The organism is Algihabitans sp. (assembly GCF_965226985.1).
GTDB lineage: Bacteria > Pseudomonadota > Alphaproteobacteria > Kiloniellales > DSM-21159 > Algihabitans.
The window spans coordinates 102,219-122,848 of the sequence record NZ_OZ245712.1 but is presented as its reverse complement, the minus strand read 5'-3'; the positions used below and the strand labels follow the sequence as shown (position 1 = coordinate 122,848).

The following is a 20,630-nucleotide window of genomic DNA, read 5'->3' as shown; positions in this document are numbered from 1 at the left end:
AAGATGGAAAAGATACAGAAGGCGCTTGAGAAGTCGCTCGGCACGAGCCAAAGCGACGCCCCCTCGCCGAGTGGGCGAGCGGGGAGCGTAAACGGCGCAGCGCGTCCGGCCACCAGAGGCACGGGCTCTCTGGACATCTCCTACACCACGACCCGCGTGGCCCCGGTTCACGATACGAAACTGGAGCGCCACCGCCTGATGGCAGGCATCGAGCGGCACGCGCTTTCCGACACCTTCCGCATGCTGCGGACTCGCGTCCTCAACAGAATGGAAGCCTCGGACTACCGCACCATCGGAATTGCCAGCTCGGTCGGCCAGGAGGGCAAGACCCTCGTCGCCAGCAACCTCGCGATCAGCCTCTCGAAGGTCTTGACCCGCACGGTTCTTCTGGTCGATCTGGATCTCCGCTCTCCCAGCGTTCACACCTACTTCGGCGTGGACCCGGAACCCGGATTGTTGGGCTTTCTCAACGGCGGGCTCGAGTTGTCCCAATGCCTCGTGAACCCGGGTATCGAGCGCCTGGTGCTCCTGCCCAACGGACGGCCGGTGCACAACTCTTCGGAAATCATCACGATGCCGCGCATGCTCCAGCTGTCGAAGGAGCTGCGCGACACCTACAAGGATCGCATCGTGATCTACGATCTGCCGCCGGTCCTCCTGACCGACGACGCCCTCGCCTTCATGAAGAATATCGACTGCTGTCTTCTGGTGACGGCCGAAGGGCACACGAAAGAAGATCAGGTCAAGAAGACCATCTCTCTGCTGCAGGGCTACCCCTTGATCGGAAGCGTCTTGAACCGATCCTCGGAAACCATGCCTCGCTATTACGGCCGCTGAGACATCTGGAGCAGGACGCCGGCTGATGTATGAATCGTTTTTCGGTCTGGACCGAAAACCCTTCTCTCTGCAGCCCGACGCCTCCTTCATGTATCTCGGGCGCAGACACAAGCTCGCTCTGCATCTTCTTCAGTACGGACTGCTGGAAGAAACGGGCTTCACGGTCATCACCGGGGAGATCGGGGCCGGCAAGACCACTCTGATTCAGTATCTGATGAAGAACATCCTCGAGAACGTCGAGATCGGGGTGGTACATCACACGCATGCGGCTTTCGGTACGATCATGCGATCGATCGCCGGTGTCTTCGACGTCGAACATACTTCTGGCGACAATCAGCTGATCTACGAGGCTTTCGTGGAAAAGCTGGAAGCACTGCATGCCGACGGCAAGCGGGCCATCCTGATCGTCGATGAAGCCCAGAACCTCGCGGCTGACACGCTGGAGGAACTGCGCATGTTGTCCAACGTGAATTCCGGTGAGAGATTCCTTTTGCAGGTCATTCTTGTCGGACAACCGCAACTGCTCGCAACACTCAAAAAGCCGGAACTGGTGCAGCTCGTTCAGCGGGTCGGCATCAGCTATCATCTGGAGACCTTCGAGCTCCCCGAGACCCTGGCCTATATCCGCCATCGCGTCGATATCGCCGGCGGCAAGGGCGATCTGTTCGACGATCTCGCGTGCGCGGCGGTCCATCATTTCGCGAACGGTACGCCCCGCCTGATCAACCAACTCTGCGATCTGTCTTTGGTCTACGCCTACGGTGATGACGGTAAGTCGGTCACCTTCGACACGGTCTGCGAAGTCGCCGAGAACCGCATCGGCAGCGGTCTGAGCGCTTTCCGGTCCGTGCCCGACGGCCAGACAGCCAATGCCTTCAAACAGGAGCTTCTGGATCGCCTATACGGCCGGACCGGCGCGAGCCCCGACCAAGAGGACGCCGATGAGACCGGCGATCGGAGTAGCAACGTTCAACTGCGGGCGGTTGCTCCCGGGGACGCGTAGACGGGATCCGAAGAATGGCGTTCGATCCTGCAAGGCCAGGGCACCGAAACCGCGATGGCTGCAGGAGTGTCGATCCCCTCGAAAGCCACACAACGCCAAGCTTTTCTTAACCATGGCATTTATTAGAATTTGTTCACATTGTTGCGAAGCGGCTGACAAGCAAGTGACAATCCTGTAGTCTTCGCAGCATTACAAAGGCGCATTGGTGCGGGCGAAAGGCTGGTCAAATCACATGACCGATCATGTATCGAATCCAGGTCGGTCGATTGGCCTTCCGGCATCGCTTAACAACAAGTTCTTGGTTGCAGCGTGCCTTTTTGCTGTCGCCTTGGCTTTCGTCTTTCTCGATGGGCTGATTCACGCAGTCGTATCTTGGGAACGCGAAGAGTTCAGCTACGGCTACATCGTGCCGCCACTCACAGTGCTGCTGGTCTGGCACGCGCTCAGGGATATGCAGCCGCAGCAATCGCGCGGAACCTGGTGGGGCGTCGCGCTGATCTTCCTCGCCGCCGCGATCACCATTCCAGCGAAGGTTGGCGGCATGCCGACCTTTACCTTTTATGGTTTCATCGTCGCGCTCTACGGTCTTGCGCTGACCCTCTACGGCTGGCATGGCACCCGCCGTCTGCTGTTTCCCATAGCCTACCTGATCTTCGCTCTGCCGCTGCCCTCGACGCTCTACGTCAACGTCTCCACGACCATGCAGTTGATTTCCTCGGTCTTGGGGACGGAAGCGCTGCGTGCGCTCGGTTACTCCGTCTTCCTGAACGGTAACATCATCGATCTCGGGCTGTTCCAGCTGCAGGTCGCCGAAGCCTGCAACGGACTGCGCTATCTCTTCCCGCTGGCCAGCTTCGCCTATCTGATCGGCTACCTCTACCGCGGGCCTGTATGGCACCGCGTCGTGCTGTTCCTCGCCGTCGCACCGATTACCATCGTGATCAACAGCGCGCGGATCTCCTTGACCGGGATACTTGTGAACTACAAAGGCATTTCCGCTGCAGAAGGCTTCATGCACGCCTTCGAAGGCTGGGTGATCTTCGTCGTTGGGCTGCTGTTCCTCTTCGCCTTCCTCCAGGTTTTGATCTGGATCACCGGCCATCGCGAGGCCTTCGTGATGCGGCTCGACATCGACAAGATCATGCCCAAGCAGGGCCGTCTTCCCGAGCCGGTTCGCGCCAGCAGCCAGGGGCTGATGGCCTCCACCGTCGGTCTGCTGGTCGCCGCCATTGCCCTCGCCAGCCTGCCGGAAGGCGCAAACGCGGTTCCTGATCGCAAGCCTCTCGCGGCCTTTCCCTTACAGATGGGAAGCTGGTCCGGACGCGAGCAGTCGCTCGACCAGATCTATCTCGATATCCTTCAGGTCGACGACTACATCGTTGCCGACTACAGCAGCCCCGACCACCGCGCCCCGGTCAATCTCTACGTCGCCTGGTACGACGCCCAGGACCGGCGCGCCTCGATCCACTCGCCGGCCGCTTGCATCCCGGCTGGAGGTTGGGAAATCACGCACTTCGATACCCAGACGATCTCATCGTTGGACGCCCAGCCTCCGCTGAACGTGAACCGCGCGATCATCGTCAACGGCGTACAACGACAGCTCGTTTACTACTGGTTCGAACTGCGGCATCGTCAGATGACCAGTGAGTTCACGATCAAGCTTGCCAACGTGTGGGACGCCATCGCGCTGGGTCGCACCGACGGTGCGCTGGTTCGTCTAGTGACACCGATCGCGACCAACGAGGACGATGCAGAGGCCGACGCGCGCCTGACGGCTTTCCTGCAGGAGTCGTTGCCCGTGATGGATGGTTACATTCCCGACTGAGCCGAATTCGCGGGGCGATCTTCGCGCAGAAAAGGGGCTGCTGCGAACCGGGGGAACTAGGCCCAAGCCCCAACGAATGGGCTATCCGGCGTCCTCCGGACACCGCCAGTCTCCGCCCCTCTGCTTGCATCCGTAGGCCGGTCCGAAGCGGCCGCTCCCTGGGTGCGTCGCCGTAAAGACGACCCCCCTACACGGTGCCTGGACCTGTCGTTTACCGAAAAGTCAGGCGCGACGTGACATCCTCAGTGTGTTATGCACTGCAACATAAATCGAATGCTAGATATCATGATCGCCGGACAGGCTACCCATGGCTGAGGCGAGGCTTCACACAGCGCCCAAGCGACAGCGCGTCATCTCACCGCGTGTCGGGAGGCGTCTGCTCGCAGTCGCGACTCATGCGACCGATATCCTTTCCATCGTCTTCGGCGCCTATCTCGCGCACCTGCTGAGGTTCGGCTCCGGTCCGATCCGTCAGGACGAGATCGCCGCCCTCTTTCTCGCGATTCTTGTTCTGCTGTTCGTGTTTCCCGCAGTGCGCGCCACGGGACTGGCGGCTCTTGAGCACCCCTGGCGCGGCTTGAAACGCGTGACGATCGCCTTCTCGCTCATGATCGCCGTGCTCATGGTGATCGGGTTCGGTCTACGTGCGATCGAGGACTACTCCCGGCTTTGGGCCGTCTTCTGGGCCGTATCCAGTTACGTCAGTCTCATGTCGACACGAGTCTGGTGGGCCGGATTGCTGAAGCACGGTGTCGAGGTCGGCTTCATGCGCGAGCACGTCGCTCTCGTCTACGCCAAGGGCGCGCGACATGTCGGTGAGGTCAGGAGACAGCTGGAGCGCAGTCTCTACGTCATAGAAGCCACCGTACCGATCGATGGGGACAGCCTGTCTCGCGAAGGCTCTGACGGCGAAAACGGTGGACGCGTTTATCGCAATGCCTCGGACTTCGTTCAAAGCATGGGTGAGTTGGAACTCGACCGCGCCATCCTGATCCCCTCGCCCGAAGACACCCGCGACCTCCAGGACGTCTCCCGCCCCTTGCGTATGGTGTCCTTGGATGTCGACGTTGTGCCGGGTGGATACGACCCCGCCTTGCTCGGCCGCAGCTCGAGACTGGTCGGCGACATCCCGGTGGTCAGCCTGATGACCCGGCCGCTATCCGATCTGAGTGTCTTGGTCAAACGCCTGGAAGACCTCGTCCTCGGCTCCCTTTTCTTTATTCTGCTGACGCCGGTCATGGCCGTCATTGCCCTTTTGATCAAGCTGGACAGCCCTGGCCCGGTTCTGTTCAGGCAGGCGCGCGCGGGTTTCAACAACCGCCCCTTCACAGTGATCAAGTTCCGCTCCATGCGTCTGCATGACGACGCGAAAGTTCGGCAGGCTGCACGCGACGACGACCGGATCACACGCATCGGCCGGTTTCTGCGGCGCACCAGTCTTGATGAGCTCCCTCAACTCCTCAACGTCATCGCCGGCGATATGTCGCTGGTCGGACCGCGCCCCCATGCCCTTGCTCACGATCGCGAATACAGTCAAGCGATCGACTCCTACATCGCGCGACATCGCATGAAGCCTGGCCTGACAGGCTGGGCTCAGGTCAACGGATGGCGCGGCGAGACCGAAACGCTCGACAAGATGCGCAAGCGGATCGAGCACGATCTCTACTACGTCGACGAGTGGTCGTTGTACTTCGACCTCAAGATCATTCTCATGACCCCGAGGGTTCTGAAACACGAGAACGCCTATTGAGCGTCGGCGACCGGCCCTGCCGACCTGCGGGCCGTTCCAGCTTTCATACCGACTGCCGGCAAGGGGCCGGATCTAGGAGAGACCGGAATGACGATTTTGGTGACGGGCGGAGCGGGCTTCATCGGCTCAAACTTCGTGCTCGACTGGCTGGCACAGTCGGAAGAGGCTGTGATCAATCTCGACCTGCTGACCTATGCCGGTAATCTCGACAATCTGACCAAGCTGAAGAACGATCCGCGGCACGTCTTCGTTCAAGGCGATATCGGAGACAAGGAGCTCGTCACTCGCCTCTTCGCCGAGCATCGCCCGCGCGCCGTCGTGAACTTCGCGGCGGAGAGTCACGTCGACCGCTCGATTCACGGTCCCGAAGACTTCATCCGCACCAATCTTCTCGGCACCTTCACATTGCTGGAGGCGGCGCGGGGCTTCGCCGCGACGACCGCATCGGAATCCTCGGAGTTCCGCTTTCTGCACGTCTCGACGGACGAGGTCTACGGCTCGCTAGCTCCGGAGGCGCCTGCTTTCAGCGAAACCAACCGCTATGAGCCGAACAGTCCCTATTCAGCCTCGAAGGCCGGCTCCGACCATCTCGTACGCGCCTACTTTCACACCTACGGCCTACCGGTCCTGACGACCAACTGTTCAAACAACTACGGCCCTTTTCAGTTCCCAGAAAAGCTGATTCCGCTGGTCATTCACAACGCCTTGAACGGCAAGCCTCTGCCGATCTATGGCGATGGCAGACAGGTACGCGACTGGCTGTACGTAACTGATCATTGCACGGCCATTCGCCGGGTCCTGGAGCAGGGGCGCTTGGGCGAGGTCTACAACATCGGTGGCTGGAACGAACGCCCGAACATCGAGATCGTTCAAACAATCTGCTCGATTCTGGACGCGCTACGGCCAAGAAACGATGGCCAGAGCTATGCCGACCTGATCACCTTTGTGAAGGATCGCCCCGGTCATGACCGGCGTTATGCGATCGATGCATCGAAAATCGAGCGTGACCTAGGCTGGCGCCCTTCGGAGACCTTCGAGACGGGGATCCGCAAGACGATCGAGTGGTATCTGGAAAACCAGTCCTGGGTGACCAAGGTCGTCGATGGCTCCTATCGGACCTGGGTCGAGAAGCAGTACGCCTAGAGCAGGATCGCTGATCAGACGGCTTTGGACTGCCGGCTCATACCGCCATCCGCTTCGTCGGCGGACCCCAGGCGATAGCCGCGTCCCCAGACGGTCTCAATGAAAGTCTCACCACCTGAGGAGTTCTGCAGCTTCTTGCGCAGATGAGACACATAGACCTTGACGATCTGGGGCGATACGTCCTCGCCTGGCTCGTAGATCGAGTTCAGTATCTCCTCGTCGGAGACGATGCTTCCCATTCTCGCCGCAAGCAGAGTGAGTACGGCATACTCCCGCCCCGTGAGCTCGACAGGCTGCCCGTAGACCATCACCGACTTGGCGTCGAAGTTTATATAAAGTCCTTTGAACTCAATCGTCGGACGGGACAGACCCCGCGCTCTGCGGATCACGGCGCTCAATCGCGCCAATAGCTCCCGTCGGTTGAAGGGTTTCGTGACGAAGTCGTCCGCACCTTGTGCCAAAAGTGCAATTCGGGTTTCGACGTCCCCGGTTCCCGAAAGAACCAATAGAGGCGTCAGATTACCCGATAAACGCAAACGTTCGAGAACGACGTCACCGTTTATATCCGGCAAATTCAAATCAAGCAAAATTGCATCAAAATCGGACCGACTCGCGTGATGTAGTGCATCAGCGCCAGTTTCTGCTGTCACGCAGTCAAAACCCGCGTTCACCACGACTGTTTTGATTAATTTTAGCTCGTCAATATTATCTTCTACAACTAAAACACGCAACGCTTCCTCCACCACCACTTATACCCATTATGATGTATGGTTAAGCATTTGTAAAGATGACCCGCAGAGAATTTCCGGAAATTGACAGTGAATGTCAGGCGCTACGATGTTCGCAAAAGCAAGGCACATCGGCACCACTGCCCGTAGACTGACAAGTCGACGGCAGGCTCGCGAAATAATTCCGCCTGGACAGAGCTTGCTCGCGATATAGACTGCGCCCCACGTCGTCCTCACCTCCTTCCGGTGTCTCCAATATGCGTATTCTAGTGCTCGGCCGAACTGGTCAGGTCGGTTGGGAATTACAGCGCGCTTTGGCCCCGCTCGGAGAGCTTGTAGCCTGCGGACGAACCTCGGTCGATCTGTCCGACCCGGCCTCGCTGGCAGAATCCATCGCCGAGCACGATCCGGACATCCTGGTCAACGCGGCCGCCTATACCCAGGTCGACCGTGCGGAGGAGGAACATGACGCCGCACAACGCATCAATGCAGCCGCCGTCGGTGAGATGGCGGAAGCAATGGCTGCCCGTAACGGCTGGTTCGTCCACTACTCGACTGACTACGTGTTCGATGGCGTCAAAACCGAACCCTACGAAGAGACCGATCGGACAGCGCCTCTCGGGGTCTACGGCGCCACAAAGCTAGCAGGAGAGGAGGCCGTCAGGGCCGTGGCAGGACGGCACCTGATTTTCCGAACGTCTTGGGTTTACGCCGCCCGCGGACAGAACTTCGTCCGCACGATGCTAAGACTTGCCGGCGAACGCGAAAGCTTGCGCGTGGTTGCCGACCAGACTGGCAGCCCCACCTCGGCGGAACTGATCGCCGACGTTACGGCACTGGCGGTGAAGCAGATTCTCGATCGCGGGGCGGATGCGGACTCGGCGAGCGGTCTCTACCATCTGACGGCGGCAGGGGAGACCACATGGCACGGACTGGCGTGCCGGGTGATTGCTCAGGCCGAACAGGCCGGATCACCCCTATCCTGTGGCCCAGCCGACGTTGAGCCAATCGGCACGGCGGACTACCCGACCCCGGCCAAACGTCCGGCCAACTCGCGTCTCGACACGAGCAAACTGCGCGAGACCTTTGGAATCAACCTGCCGGATTGGCGTCATCACGTCGATCGCACGGTGTCTGAACTGGTGGAGCGATAGGACAGAATGGCACGCAAGGGAATCATCCTGGCAGGCGGCTCGGGCACACGGCTCTATCCAGCAACCCTGTCGGTGTCGAAGCAACTGCTGCCCATCTTCGACAAGCCGATGATCTACTACCCTTTGAGCACCCTGATGCTCGCCAATATCCGCGACGTTCTGATCATCTCGACGCCTCAGGACACCCCGCGTTTCGAGGCTCTGTTTGGAGATGGCAATCAATGGGGCCTCAACATCAGCTACGCCGTGCAGCCGTCTCCGGACGGTTTGGCCCAGGCCTTTCTCATCGGCGAAAGCTTTGTGGACGGCGACCCCAGCGCCTTGATCCTGGGCGACAATATCTTCTTCGGTCATGGCCTCCCGGATCTGCTCGAGCGCGCCGATGCGGCTGTAGATACGGCGACGGTGATGGCCTATCACGTACACGACCCGGAACGTTACGGCGTGGTCGAGTTCGATGCCAACGGTCGCGCCCTCTCCCTGGAGGAGAAACCGGCCCGCCCGAAATCGAACTATGCGGTCACCGGCCTCTACTTCTACGACAGCGAGGTCGTCTCTCTGGCGAAAACACTCAAGCCCTCGCCTCGGGGAGAGCTCGAGATTACCGATCTCAACAGACTGTATCTCGAGACCGGGCGCCTGCAGGTCGAAATCATGGGACGCGGCTATGCCTGGCTGGACACCGGCACCCACGACTCTCTGCTCGAAGCCGGTGAGTTCATCTCGGTGCTGGAGCGGCGCCAAGGTATGAAGGTCGCCTGCCCCGAGGAAATTGCCTGGCGAAAGGGATGGATCGACGACGCAGCCCTCGCACGTCTTGCCGCCACCCTGCTGAAGAGCGGCTATGGCGAGTATCTCAGTCGTTTGCTAGCCGACGGCGAGGAGCACTCTTGATTTCATTTCACTCTGTAGTCTCGACGCCCGCTGAGGCGGACAGGTAGGACGGTATGAAAGTCACGGAAACCGGGCTGCCCGGCGTCCTATTGATAGAGCCACGTATCTTTGGGGATGCGCGCGGCGCCTTCTGGGAGACGTGGAACGCCGAGCGCTACGCCGAGGCCGGCCTGCCGACGGCCTTCGTGCAGGATAACGTTTCTCGGTCCAGCCGGGGCGTCTTGCGTGGCCTGCATCTCCAGCACCCACAGGCGCAAGGAAAGCTGGTGCAGGTGCTGCAGGGCGAGGTGTTCGATGTCGCCGTCGACCTGCGCCGCGGCTCGTCTCATTTCGGAAGGTGGGTCGGAGCGACCTTGACGGGCGAACAGGGCGAGCAACTCTGGGTACCGCCGGGTTTCCATCACGGCTTCTGCGTTCTCAGCGAAACCGTCATTTTCAGCTATAAGTGCACCGACTTCTATGCCCCTCAAACGGAAGTGGGGATCCTTTGGAACGACCCGGAGATCGGTATCGACTGGCCGGTGGAAGATCCGATCCTCTCCGACAAGGACGTTGCCCTCCCCCGGCTTGCAGAGCTGCCCCAAGAGCGCCTGCCCTCCATCCAGGATTACGCCGTCGCCTAGAGCAGGATCGCCTTAGCTGGGATCGCCGGGGCGATTCACATCTCGGGTGAGATCAGGCGATTTTACCCGACGGCACGTTCTCAACCGGCTCGGGCGTCGCGATCATCGGCGCCCGCTTCGGACGGCGGGTCGGTTGGCGCTCGTAGAACCAGGCGCCGGTTCCCCAGAGGAATAGAAACAGCGGAAAGACTGCGCCGAAGAAATGCACGGTGGTGCCGGCGATCGAGATGGCCAGCAAAGACAGGCACCAGCCGAGTCGAATATCGGCGGTGCGAGGGTCGTCGGGAAAACGCCTTCGGCATGCCTTGATGAAAATCGTCAGAAAGGCTGCGAAGAAAAGCAGGAAACCCGGCAGTCCGTAACGTACGGCGAGCACCAGCCAGAAGTTGTCCATGCTGTCGCTCATCCAACTGGGATTGTTCCACTCGTTGAAGCCGATCCCGAAGATCGGGTGGCGCGCCACCTCCGCCGTTCCGAACTCCCAGATCAGAATGCGGTTATAGGCGCTCCCGCTGTTGAGGGTCATGTAGTCGACGAACACGTGGAACGGCGTACGATTAGATAAGAGATCCACGACGGCGTAGGAGACCAGGAAACAAACAAGAAAGATCCACCACCGGTTCTTCATGCGGCGAAGCAAAGCATTCCACGTCAGGAATATGACTTGCAGCACGAAGATCAGCAAAGGTCCGGTCGAAAGAGAGAAGAAAGTCGACAGGCCCATGATCGGAACCGAGAAGAACTTCAGGCGCCGAAACGTGAGGGCCGTCAGTGCCAAGGCAAAGCTCGCGAAAACTCCAAACAGTATCGGATGCGGAAAACTCGCGTGCGCCCGGAACAGGCCCAATCTCTGGCTTTCCATAGAAGGCGGCAGGATCGGAAAGATGTTCCGAAACACATCAAGTATGATGTTCTTTCCAGTGAGCGATTGAAAAAAGACAAACGGGAAAATCAAAATCAGAATAATGGATACATGCTTGAATATCCGCATGAATTCTTTTCTGTTACCACAAGCTGCCTTGCCAAGCCAAAAGGCAGCCACCGCTTCCAAGAAATAGGATCCGGTCGACTCGATGATTGAAGGCATTGGGTGGTTTGCCGACAAGGCGACAAAAACCCAGAAAAAGTTCAATAGTAGAAATAGATCGGCAGACCCCAAGCCTCTATTCGACGACTTCATAATGTGAAGCAGAGAGGGAACGATGCTGATGATAAGAAAAACTCGGTAAAGGGGCAGATTGATCCCACCCAACTCCACCGCGATTGGCAGAGCCAGCGACCAAATGAAGGCTATGCCCCAGATCACCATCGTGAAATCTCGCAATCTTTTGTTGTAGACCGCCCAAAAGTACTGAAACTTAATGGATCAAGTTTGGACGTCTGCATCCTACACTATACCCGTTAATGCAAACTTGGAGGACGCAGAGCGCCTCGACCGCCGCGACAGCACTCTAAGAGCCGCCGCAGTGGTGTTCCAAGAGTTCGGACGTCAGCCTGTGGGCGTAGGATCGGGCGACATCCGTTCCCCAGACAACGCCGACGACTTCCCTCCCTGCCCCCTTGCGCCGCAAAACCGGCGCCCCTGAAGTTCCACCGGAAACGTCGCACCCCAAAACCAGAGTACCGTCGTTCGACGCGCGAAGCAGGGGGCAAGTCCGCTGCTGGAGAACATGGCTACGGGGTGCGCCGTAGCCCCAAACTTCGAGTTGCTCCCCAACCGCCAAGGGACGTTCGGAAACCGCAAGTGCGCCCCCATCCGCCGGAACGGCCTGACAGATCACCGCAAGATCCTTGAGACCGTCGCGCGCGAACCAGTCCAGCAAGAGTTCGAGATGTCTCGTCCAGCCGCCACGGTCGTATCGCTCCAGGAAATGGAGCTTGGCATCTTCAGGCAGGTTCAGACAGTGCGCCGCGGTTACCAGATGTCCGCGCTCCGTCAAAAAAGCAGTACAGTTGGTCGTTTCCTTATGGCCGCCAAAGTTCAGACGTCCAACGCCGGCCTCGGTGTCCGACAGTGCGACCAGAGGCACGAGCCAGAGCACCATCGACAGCAGGAGGGAGCTGCACCTCACGGCTTGCAATCGCTCGTTCGCCCCGAGTTCGACGAGCGGACGCCGCTTTTCATCGCCGTTCTCTCCAACCTCAATTGAAAGGACCAAGTCCTCAAACGAACTCGACCGGCCGCTATCCGCAGTTCACCATCTTTAGCAGGATCGGGCGTGCCCGGCTTCTCGGAAAGACGTCAGCCGTCACCTGTCGGATGGATTCAGGGCTACTGACGCATTTCAGTAAGACGTCGCGTTCTTTTGGAGAAAAGCGACCATACCCAGATGCCAGCTCTCAATCCGCGGAGTCCATCTCGATATCGGCGCGACCTGGGTTTTCCGAATGGTCACGCGTGAGCGCCCGGAACCGATCGGTGCCAGGCGCTCAGGCTAACAAAATATAAATTTGAACCTGCGCCACGAGAACACCGCCTCGATGGAGGACGACGGCGTTCCATCGGGCCGCATTGTGTTTTAGAGCCTGTCATAACCGGCGGAACCGCCGAGCGATTCCGCCGATCACAAGACGCTCTAGGCGACGAGAACGTCGTCAGTTGAGGGAGACAGGCTCTTCGCCTGCTCCTCATCGACGAAGTCGTGATAGACGGCCAAATTGTCGATAGCACCGTCGAGTCCCCGGCCCCAAGGCGTACCGCCGGCGTAGACTCCCCAGTAGGAAGCATCGTTGATCGCAACGCCATCCAACGTTTCTTGAGCGATCGTTTCCCCGTTCAGGTAGGCGGAGAAGGCGCCTGTCTTCGTATCCAATGCGAAGCCGACCTTGTGCCACTCACCGGCCGCGATATCCAAACCGTCCACCTCTACCTTGTGGCGGGCGCCGTTGAAGAACTGGAACTGCAGCTTGTCGTCTCCGACCAGCTCGACACCGTAGCTCATATGGTTCCAGAACATCCGGGCCGTTCCGTCGTTCACGCCGTCAGTCTGGAAATCGAAGAAGAGGCTGAGTTCGGACGCGCCGAAGAAGGCATCGTTCTTGCCGAAGGAGATAAAGCCGTTCGAGAGGTCGATGTATTCGTTCTGAGCATCGTCGGTCACGTGAACGGCATTGCGGCTGAGCGAAACCTGGCTCCCGTCATCGCCGTCCAGCGATCCGTCGAAAGCGAACATCGTCTCGGGGAAGGGCAGTCCGCCCTGATCGCCCGGGTCCGGGTCGGTCGGCGTGGTATCCGGCAGATCGACGCCCTGGACCGCGGCATGAAGCTCCTTGCTCGCCTGCTGGATCTCGGCCTCGGTAGAGGCATTCGCAGACATGGACAGATCCGAGATGTAGCCGTCGAAGCTAGGACGCCAGGGATTGCCGAGAGTCGGTCCCCAAGACGCCATCTCCTGCGTCAGACCGGTGACTTCACCGGAGCCGACCAGCGTGCCGTCGACGTAGATCTCCGCGATCTCGTCAGCGGAGGAGTAGCTGACCGAGACGTGGTGCCAGTCGGTATCCGACAGACCAGCGCCCGATGTGGTGATTTCGAACCGTCCCTCTTGAGTGGCGATAGAGAAAACCAGTTCGCCGTTGTCGTTGAGAGAGAGCGTCTTCGACAGATGCATGCGGAAGATCTCGCCCGTCCCAGCGGTCTCGCTGCCACGTTGCATGCCGAAATCGATCGTGAAGCTGTCGAGACCGAAAAGCTGCGGACCGCGCGCGACTGAGACAACAGTCGATTCGGTCATCTTGATCACCGAGATGTCGCCGGCCTCGACATAGGTCCCGCTGCTGCCAACGCTCACTTTCGAGCCATAGGTGGAGGTGTCGGTCGCAACGCCGTCTACAACATTCAGGTCCAGAATGTTCGCATCGGCAACTTCGAACCGCGTCGAATTGGTGGCGGTCTCGCCGCTTGGCTTGGTGACGGTCAACTCGGCAACGTAGTCGCCCGGAGCCGTTGTTCCATAGTCGAGCTTCGGTCCGGTGCTTTGATGGACCATGTTGCCGTCGGCATCATAGATCTTCCACTCGAAGGTGGCCGGGCCGTCCGACGTCGCAGCGCTGCGTGCAAACACCGCGTCACCGTTGTCGGTCAGGAAACCGTCCTCGCTGCGCGAGAAGCTGCCATCGAAGGAGATGCCGCGCCCCTCCATGACCGTCGCCTCCGGCATGCGGATGGCCGCAATGAGTTCGTCCGGCGTTCCTTCGAACTGGGTGATCGGAGAACCGGCTCCATCGGCCACGCTTCCGGGAATGACCTGCAGATCTTCCAGACTGGTATGCTCTCCACCCAGGGCGTTGACGAAAACGTTCTGGACGTAGTTCTCCGCCGTGGGATCACTGCTCTGGGTCCGGATGTTGTCGTAGACCTTGTTGCCCTCAGCGCTCGATTTGACGGTCACCGTGCTGGGGGCGATGTTGTTGTAGATCTCGACGTTGTAGGATTCGTCGTTGGACGTGATCGCAGGGTTCGAGGCCCTGGCGCTCGGATCGGTCTCGGTATTCCGGACGATGGTGTTCTGGCGAATGACGAGGCCATCGGTCGCACCAACCGTGATCGCATGCGTGTGGGCGTTGTGGATCACGTTGTCTTCGATCAGCACGTTCTTGTAGTACATCTCCTCGCCGGCTCGACCCGTATCGACCTCTTCATTCCGCATGAAGATCGACTGGGTCCGATCGCCGCCGGAACTGTCCATGATGTTGCCCCGGATCACGATGTCCGTCGAAGGGCTACCCGTGCCGTTCGTCCAGAACTGGATCATGTCCATGTGGGCTTGGCTCTCGGGATTGAAGGAAAAGTTATGGAAATGATTTTCCTCAATCGTGACGTCCTTGACGGCGACGAAGTTGAACCCGTCCGAGCTCATCTTGGTGACTTCGTTGCCAACCACCTCGAGATTGTCGACGCCACCAAAGACCGCGGCGCGAAAGAAAGTGTCGAATGAGTTGTCCACGACAGAGACGTTGGACGACCCCTCAACCGAAAGGCCGAAACCGGCGCCGTAGCCGTCGAACCAGGTGCCGCTGTCGGCAATCGGCTCGCCGGTGAAGGACGACTCGCTGAACGAGATGTTGTCCGACTTCGTGACGTGGAAGGGCTTGTCCCGGTACATGTCACCGGAGGAGAAGCTGTAATTAAATTCAATATTCTCAAAGTGAATATTGCTCACATCATGTAAGCGCAGCTGGGTAATTTCAGCCGGATTATCCGGATCGCTAGAGGTAATGGTAACAGGAGCGTCGAATTCTTTTAGAAAGTTGTTGCGCACCCCATGCAACATCACATCGTCATACGCACCGGGGGCAAGCAGGATCTGATCACCGCCTTCCGCTTCCGCCAAGGCCCTCATGAGTTCCTGGGTGTTCGATACTTGAAAGGCAGTCATTGCCGAAGCTCCACAAGCTAAAAGGATAAGCGTTGTGGTAATAAATACCAGCGCCCCTTTAATAATGCCTTTCAGCACATAGTTAAGAGAATATTTATTCAAATAAAACGCAAATATCACCAAGTTGAGACCAAAATGGTTCGAAAATGTCACTACTTTATCCCCTTCTAGAGACCTCTAGCCGCGTCCGGCTAAGGCCGCCACAAAGCGAAACCATTGCTGACGTGCATCATCAGTTTCACTGGAGACAAGGGATTCACACCGCGACGTGGACAGGAGCAACCTGAACTTCAGGTCTCGCCGGTCTCACAGATATCCTCTCATCCCAGCTACGATTGCACGTCTCCAGCTACTTTTTCGTGACGAAAAGCCATAAGGCAAGTTTGCAGGCCTGTTTGAGATCGTTCCCGACAGCTCGACGTTGGCAGCGCTCCGATCAATCGTGCCCTGGGCCGAGACTCCCGTTCGCCTGTGACGAGATCGACGACTGCCCCGCTGCCCCCGGGTCACCGGATCCAAAAATGCCCAGTTAAATTGCGGGCACTGGTCGAAAGTGGATTTTTGACGTCCTCTGCTTTACACGAACCTGAGCTGAACCCCTGCTTCGAACCAGCCGGCGACGATAAGAGGAAGCAAGCGATGTTCCAGAATGTCAAAGAATTTATTGCAAACTATCCAACAGAGTCGCCAAAAATACGAAAGTACGAAAATTATATCGACTTCTACGAGAGCATATTTTTAAAATTCAAGAACCAAGATATTCGAGTCTTGGAAATTGGCGTCCAGCACGGCGGCTCACTGGAACTTTGGAAAGCCCTGACAACGCCATCATCGCAAATTGTTGGCCTGGATATTTTACCACAAACAAAGCAACATGAAGATGAAAGGGTGAGAATTTTCGTCGGAGACCAAGGAGACGAAAGATTTTTAACAAACGTTTCCAATGAAGCAGGAGAATTTGACATCATCATAGACGACGGAAGCCATATTCCGTTTCACCAAAAAGCGACATTTGAGAAGTTTTTCTTCGAAAATTTACGAGATGGTGGCATCTACGTGGTTGAAGACTGTCATACATCCTACTGGCGAGACTACGGCGGGGGACTGCGCAAAAGCGGATCCTTCATCGAATTCTCGAAGACCCTCGTGGACGAGGTCAATGCCTGGCACGGCCAGCGTAAAAAAGCAGAAGAGGTCTCCAACTATACCAAGCAGATAAGGGCCATCAGATTCGAGTCCAGCATGGTCATCTTCGAGAAAGCGCAGATGACTGCGCCGAAGAACATCGAACTCGGTGTAGAGACGATCGACGTCAAAACGCTCCCCGTCGCCGGGTCGATGGGCGGTATCATGAACAGACTGCGGAAAGTCGAATTCCTCCGTAGTCTCGTGCGCCGCTCTCCGTTCTTATGGCGACTGATGAGCAAACAGATCCGCCGCCCGGACTAAGGGGCTACAGCCCGACGAAACGCCGCGATCATCTGCAAACCGATCGGACCCCGGGTTTGAAAGCGATGTCGGACAGTCGAATTCCTCTGCCCTCTTCAAAAATCCCCCATTTCATCCTGACGCGCTTCAACGTCCTGAAGGTCAAGCAAACCCAGGCCGATGCGCCGAGCTTGGAGTGGCTGACCCACCGCTTCGACTTGTTCGAACGCTTCTGTCTTCCCAGCGTGCTGTCCCAGGACGAAACCGACTTCCGTTGGCTCATCTATTTCGATGAGAAGACACCCGATGAATTCCAGGAACGGGTAAGGGGTTACGGCGACACGCGGATCCGCTCGATCTTCGTGCCACCCGGTGGCGCAACACTCGACAAGGTCAAGGCCCACATCCGTGCAGAGTTACCGGATGAAACGCCATGGATCCTGACGACACGGTTGGACAACGACGACGCAATCGCGCGCGACTTCTGTTCCCGGCTACGCGGCAGCATCACGGGCCTCGAGCCTCATGCCCTTAACTTCTCCAATGGCGTGATCTATGCCGATGGACGCCTGTTCCAGCACAGCGACCTGAGCAACGCCTTCATCTCCACCCTCGAACGAACATCGGAGTTTGAAACGGCATGGCACGGCTTCCACACGGAAGTGAGCAAGTTTCTGCCGGTAAATCAGCTGGAAGGGCCGCCGATGTGGATGCAGGTCGTCCATGACCGAAACATCTCAAACGTCGTCCGCGGCAAACTGTTGAGCAACTCGGAGGGGCTACAGCGTTTCGCCGTCGAACTCGATCTCACGGAACCGCCAAGCAAAGGCGCACTTCTGATGGATCGCACAGTTTTCGCAACCTATCGGCAGATCCGCGACCGGCTCATCGGAGCTGCCAAAGCCGTCATTGCCCTGCGCCGCTGAGGAACCCGCGACCAACCGTTCGGATCGCCGGCGTCGTCTCGACTGTGCGTGGCTGGGGCGCCAGGACTCGAACCTGGGATCGCGGCACCAAAAGCCGCTGCCTTACCAACTTGGCTACGCCCCAATCGCGGAACCCGGAACCTAGCGAGCCGGACTGCGTTCGGCAAGATCCGCTCGCACGCAGGCGGCAGCAGGCCGTTCGATCGGGCCGGTGAGCAGAGGCGCGGCCCGAATCCACCAGTCGGGCCAAGCCGCTGCAAGCAAGTCGGCTGCCTTGCCAGCTTCATTTTCCGTCGCATAGAGACCGAAGCAAGTTGCGCCGGAACCGCTCATCCGCGCCAAGAGACACGCCGGCGTGGCAGCCAAAGCCTCGAGGACCGCCGGAATGGCCGGCTCCAAAGCGCAAGCGGCAGCCTGAAGGTCGTTCCGGCCGAGCGCCAACCAGTTCGCCAGGTCGCATGCCGTGACCGGCGCCACCTCCCAGCGCAGCGGCTCGGAAAATCCACCGCTGCGCGCCTGAAAAACACTGGCTGTCGAAAGGGATACGCCGGGATTGACCAACACGCACCAAACGGGCGGCAGGGTGTCAGCGGCCTCCAGCGCCTCACCGATCCCACCGACCCAAGCCGGTCGTCCGAAGAGGCAGACCGGCACATCGGCACCGACCGCAACCGCCAACTGCCGCAGCGCCTCTATCTCAAGCCTGCAGTTCCAGAGAGTATTGAGCGCGATCAGCACCGCCGCCGCATCGCTGGAGCCGCCACCGAGACCTGCGGCAATCGGCAAACGCTTCTCGAGCCGGATATGTGCGCCGGTATCGGGCCGGCACCTCTCGATCAACAGCCGAGCAGCCCGCAGAACGAGATTGTCCTCGTTCGCCCCCATGGCGCCGGCGCCGGGGCCGCTCTCCTCCAACGACAGACCGTCGGCCGCGACGACCTCCACTTGATCGCCGATTCCGGCAAAGGCGACCAGACTGTCGAGCAGATGGTAGCCGTCGCCGCGCTTGCCGAGCAGATGCAGGGTCAAGTTCACCTTGGCGGACGCCGTGTAGACGGCCGGCACCGACTGAGAATCGGATGACATCACCGGGCCCTGCCTAGAGGTCTTCGCCCTCGGGCAGCATGCCTTCCTCCAACTTGCGCCGGATCTTGTCGGCCTGTCCCTCTTCCGTGGGATTCAAAGAAAGTGCGCGCTGCCATTGCACCTCGGCTTCGCGCAGCCGGCCCGTGCGCCAATAGGCGTCGCCCAGATGATCGTTGATCGTCGGATCCATGGGCCGCAACTCCACTGCGCGTTCCAGCTGCTGCACGGCTTCATCGTAGCGACCTAGCCGGTAATAGACCCAACCGAGCGAATCGACGATGTAACCGTCATCGGGGCGAAGTTCGACCGCCTTGAGCAGCATCTCCTCGGCCCGATCCAAGTTGGTTTTATGTTCGACCCAGGAGTAAGCGAGGTAATTCAGCACGTAGGGCTGCTCGGGATTCAGCTCCAGGGCCTTCAGGAAGTCGGCCTCCGCTTCCGGCCACTGCTTGCTGCGTTCGTAGGCGATGCCGCGGAAATACAGCAGCGCCCAGTGGCGCTCCTCGATCTCTCCGACACGAGCGACGGCCTCTTCGTAAGCTTCGGCTGCCACCTCCCAGTTCTCGCGGCTGCGCTCGAAATTGCCGATTCGATACCAGGGCTCGAAACGCTCAGGCTTGGCTTCAGCGAGGGCTTCTAGGCCCGAAATCGCGGCATCGGTCTGCTCCAGTTCGTGGAGCTCCTCGGCGATCCGCAATGCCACAACCCAACCATAGGCCGAGTCTTCCGGAACCTCGCGATAGACGGCAATCGCATCGGCATGACGCTCCTGACTCTGCAGCAGTTCCCCGATCAGGACGCGCGCCGCGTGGAACCCTGGGTCGAGAGCGAGGGCGAGGTTGGCGTAAGCCATCGAAAGCTGGCCGCCCCGTTCGCGCGCCAGAATGCCGGCCAGGTCGAACAAGGCTGCCGCTGCACCTTGGCGCAAGCTACCGACGATCGGGCGGACGGAGCCGTCCGCAGCCGTTAACTCGGCACGCAGCGGAGCGAGCAGGATCTCCTCCGGGTTGGCGGCGAGATAATCGGCATAGAGGGCCTCTGCCCGCTCGTCTCGGCCGGCCCGCTCGAAGTAATTCCCCGCCAGCAAGGTCAAGCGCAGGGTATTGGCATCGCCGGATTCCAGCGCGGCCTCGTAGGCCTCTGCGGCAGCCGGATCTCCCAGATAGTCGAGTACCAGCGCACTTTGGAGGTGCGCCAGAACGGCAAGCCCCCGGCGCTCCGCCAAGCCCTCGAGCCGCTTGACGGCCTCGCTCCCCGCGACGTCCGCGGCTGCCCAGGTTCCCAACATGTCGGTCAGCAGATCCGCGATCCCGCCTTCGCCGAGCTGCCGCAGCTCCCCAGCGGCGGCCGCATCGTCTCCGGCAATGAGCGCATCCACCGCGCGCAGCAGATGTGGCAACCCCTCGCTGGGCGAGAGCTCGAGCAAGCGGTCGCTCAGATCGCGCGCTTCGTCCAGGCGCCCCTCGGCCAAGAGGAGGCCGAAGGTGTTGCGCAGCAGGTCGAGATCCTCGATCTGTCCATCCTGAGCCACACGACCGAAGAAGGTGGCCGCACGCCCGTAATCGCCCAGATGACTGGCGACCACCCCAGCCAGATAGTTGCCGTAAAGCGCACCGTCCGGCGTCGTCGCGATGGGCCTGTTCTCCGTCGCCGTATCGGACGCCTCCGCCGCTGCAGAGAAGACCGGCATAGCCAAGCCCAGCGGTGCGGCAAGAAGCAGCGCCAGGAAACGGCGCGAGAAATAGGGCATCAAGACCTGTCCTGCCTTTTACGCGATGTGAACGACAGCTTAGCCGGACTGATGGACTCTCCGCCAGCCGACAGAACCAAGTCGCACAAAACTTAGGGCCGAACA

Annotated in this window: 16 protein-coding genes and 1 tRNA gene; 10 read left to right on the top strand and 7 right to left on the bottom strand. The window is 59.3% G+C overall.

Going from position 1 to position 20,630, the window contains the following annotated elements:
* The first annotated feature begins 3 nt into the window (after nt 1-3).
* From ACO054_RS00575 to rfbB, 5 genes are all read left to right on the top strand, one after another.
* A complete protein-coding gene (locus ACO054_RS00575) occupies nt 4-837 on the top strand; it encodes a hypothetical protein (RefSeq protein ID WP_421708498.1) in 834 nt (277 codons plus the stop codon).
* Between the two features lie 25 nt (nt 838-862).
* Complete coding sequence (locus ACO054_RS00570; protein ID WP_421708497.1) at nt 863-1,840, top strand: ExeA family protein; 978 nt, start codon at nt 863-865, stop codon at nt 1,838-1,840.
* Between the two features lie 298 nt (nt 1,841-2,138).
* Nucleotides 2,139-3,665 (top strand): VPLPA-CTERM-specific exosortase XrtD, encoded by a 1,527-nt coding sequence (xrtD, locus tag ACO054_RS00565; RefSeq protein WP_421708496.1) that lies wholly within the window; start codon nt 2,139-2,141, stop codon nt 3,663-3,665.
* 307 nt (nt 3,666-3,972) lie between these two features.
* Entirely contained in the window at nt 3,973-5,415 is a 1,443-nt protein-coding gene (locus ACO054_RS00560; RefSeq protein ID WP_421708495.1) for an undecaprenyl-phosphate glucose phosphotransferase, read from the top strand.
* Nucleotides 5,416-5,502: 87 nt separating this feature from the next.
* On the top strand, nt 5,503-6,558 hold the full coding sequence (gene rfbB / locus ACO054_RS00555) for a dTDP-glucose 4,6-dehydratase (RefSeq protein ID WP_421708494.1): 1,056 nt from the start codon (nt 5,503-5,505) through the stop codon (nt 6,556-6,558).
* A gap of 14 nt (nt 6,559-6,572) precedes the next feature.
* On the opposite strand, the gene ACO054_RS00550 is transcribed toward rfbB, so the two are convergent.
* Nucleotides 6,573-7,307, bottom strand: a complete 735-nt coding sequence (locus tag ACO054_RS00550) for a response regulator transcription factor (RefSeq protein ID WP_421708493.1) — start codon at nt 7,305-7,307, stop codon at nt 6,573-6,575.
* Between the two features lie 236 nt (nt 7,308-7,543).
* Between ACO054_RS00550 and rfbD the strand changes: the two genes are divergently transcribed.
* The 3 genes from rfbD to rfbC are packed head-to-tail and all read left to right on the top strand — an operon-like array spanning nt 7,544 to nt 9,957.
* Entirely contained in the window at nt 7,544-8,440 is an 897-nt protein-coding gene (gene rfbD / locus ACO054_RS00545; protein ID WP_421708492.1) for a dTDP-4-dehydrorhamnose reductase, read from the top strand.
* Nucleotides 8,441-8,446: 6 nt separating this feature from the next.
* Nucleotides 8,447-9,334, top strand: coding sequence for a glucose-1-phosphate thymidylyltransferase RfbA (gene rfbA, locus ACO054_RS00540; RefSeq protein WP_421708491.1), 888 nt, complete (start codon nt 8,447-8,449; stop codon nt 9,332-9,334).
* Between the two features lie 53 nt (nt 9,335-9,387).
* A complete protein-coding gene (rfbC, locus tag ACO054_RS00535; RefSeq protein ID WP_421708490.1) occupies nt 9,388-9,957 on the top strand; it encodes a dTDP-4-dehydrorhamnose 3,5-epimerase in 570 nt (189 codons plus the stop codon).
* A 52-nt stretch (nt 9,958-10,009) separates the two neighbouring features.
* Here rfbC and ACO054_RS00530 read toward each other — a convergent pair whose 3' ends face one another.
* The 3 genes from ACO054_RS00530 to ACO054_RS00520 form a co-directional block, all read right to left on the bottom strand.
* A complete protein-coding gene (locus ACO054_RS00530; RefSeq protein ID WP_421708489.1) occupies nt 10,010-11,266 on the bottom strand; it encodes an O-antigen ligase family protein in 1,257 nt (418 codons plus the stop codon).
* 142 nt (nt 11,267-11,408) lie between these two features.
* Nucleotides 11,409-12,029 (bottom strand): trypsin-like serine peptidase, encoded by a 621-nt coding sequence (locus ACO054_RS00525; RefSeq protein ID WP_421708488.1) that lies wholly within the window; start codon nt 12,027-12,029, stop codon nt 11,409-11,411.
* Between the two features lie 504 nt (nt 12,030-12,533).
* Nucleotides 12,534-15,488 carry a LamG-like jellyroll fold domain-containing protein gene (locus ACO054_RS00520; RefSeq protein ID WP_421708487.1) on the bottom strand — a complete coding sequence of 985 codons (2,955 nt, stop codon included), beginning with the start codon at nt 15,486-15,488 and terminating at the stop codon, nt 12,534-12,536.
* 486 nt (nt 15,489-15,974) lie between these two features.
* Between ACO054_RS00520 and ACO054_RS00515 the strand changes: the two genes are divergently transcribed.
* Both ACO054_RS00515 and ACO054_RS00510 read left to right on the top strand, forming a co-directional pair.
* The gene (locus ACO054_RS00515; protein ID WP_421708486.1) at nt 15,975-16,784 is read left to right on the top strand and encodes a hypothetical protein; all 810 of its coding nucleotides are present in this window, start codon (nt 15,975-15,977) and stop codon (nt 16,782-16,784) included.
* On the top strand, nt 16,745-17,689 hold the full coding sequence (locus tag ACO054_RS00510) for a glycosyltransferase (RefSeq protein WP_421708485.1): 945 nt from the start codon (nt 16,745-16,747) through the stop codon (nt 17,687-17,689). The genes ACO054_RS00515 and ACO054_RS00510 overlap by 40 nt, the downstream gene beginning before the upstream one ends.
* Before the next feature lie 49 nt (nt 17,690-17,738).
* Here ACO054_RS00510 and ACO054_RS00505 read toward each other — a convergent pair.
* The 3 genes from ACO054_RS00505 to ACO054_RS00495 form a co-directional block, all read right to left on the bottom strand.
* A tRNA-Gln gene (locus tag ACO054_RS00505) sits at nt 17,739-17,813 on the bottom strand.
* A 17-nt stretch (nt 17,814-17,830) separates the two neighbouring features.
* A complete protein-coding gene (locus ACO054_RS00500) occupies nt 17,831-18,775 on the bottom strand; it encodes a 4-(cytidine 5'-diphospho)-2-C-methyl-D-erythritol kinase (RefSeq protein WP_421708484.1) in 945 nt (314 codons plus the stop codon).
* A gap of 13 nt (nt 18,776-18,788) precedes the next feature.
* The gene (locus tag ACO054_RS00495; protein ID WP_421708483.1) at nt 18,789-20,525 is read right to left on the bottom strand and encodes a tetratricopeptide repeat protein; all 1,737 of its coding nucleotides are present in this window, start codon (nt 20,523-20,525) and stop codon (nt 18,789-18,791) included.
* Between the last annotated feature and the right edge of the window lie 105 nt (nt 20,526-20,630).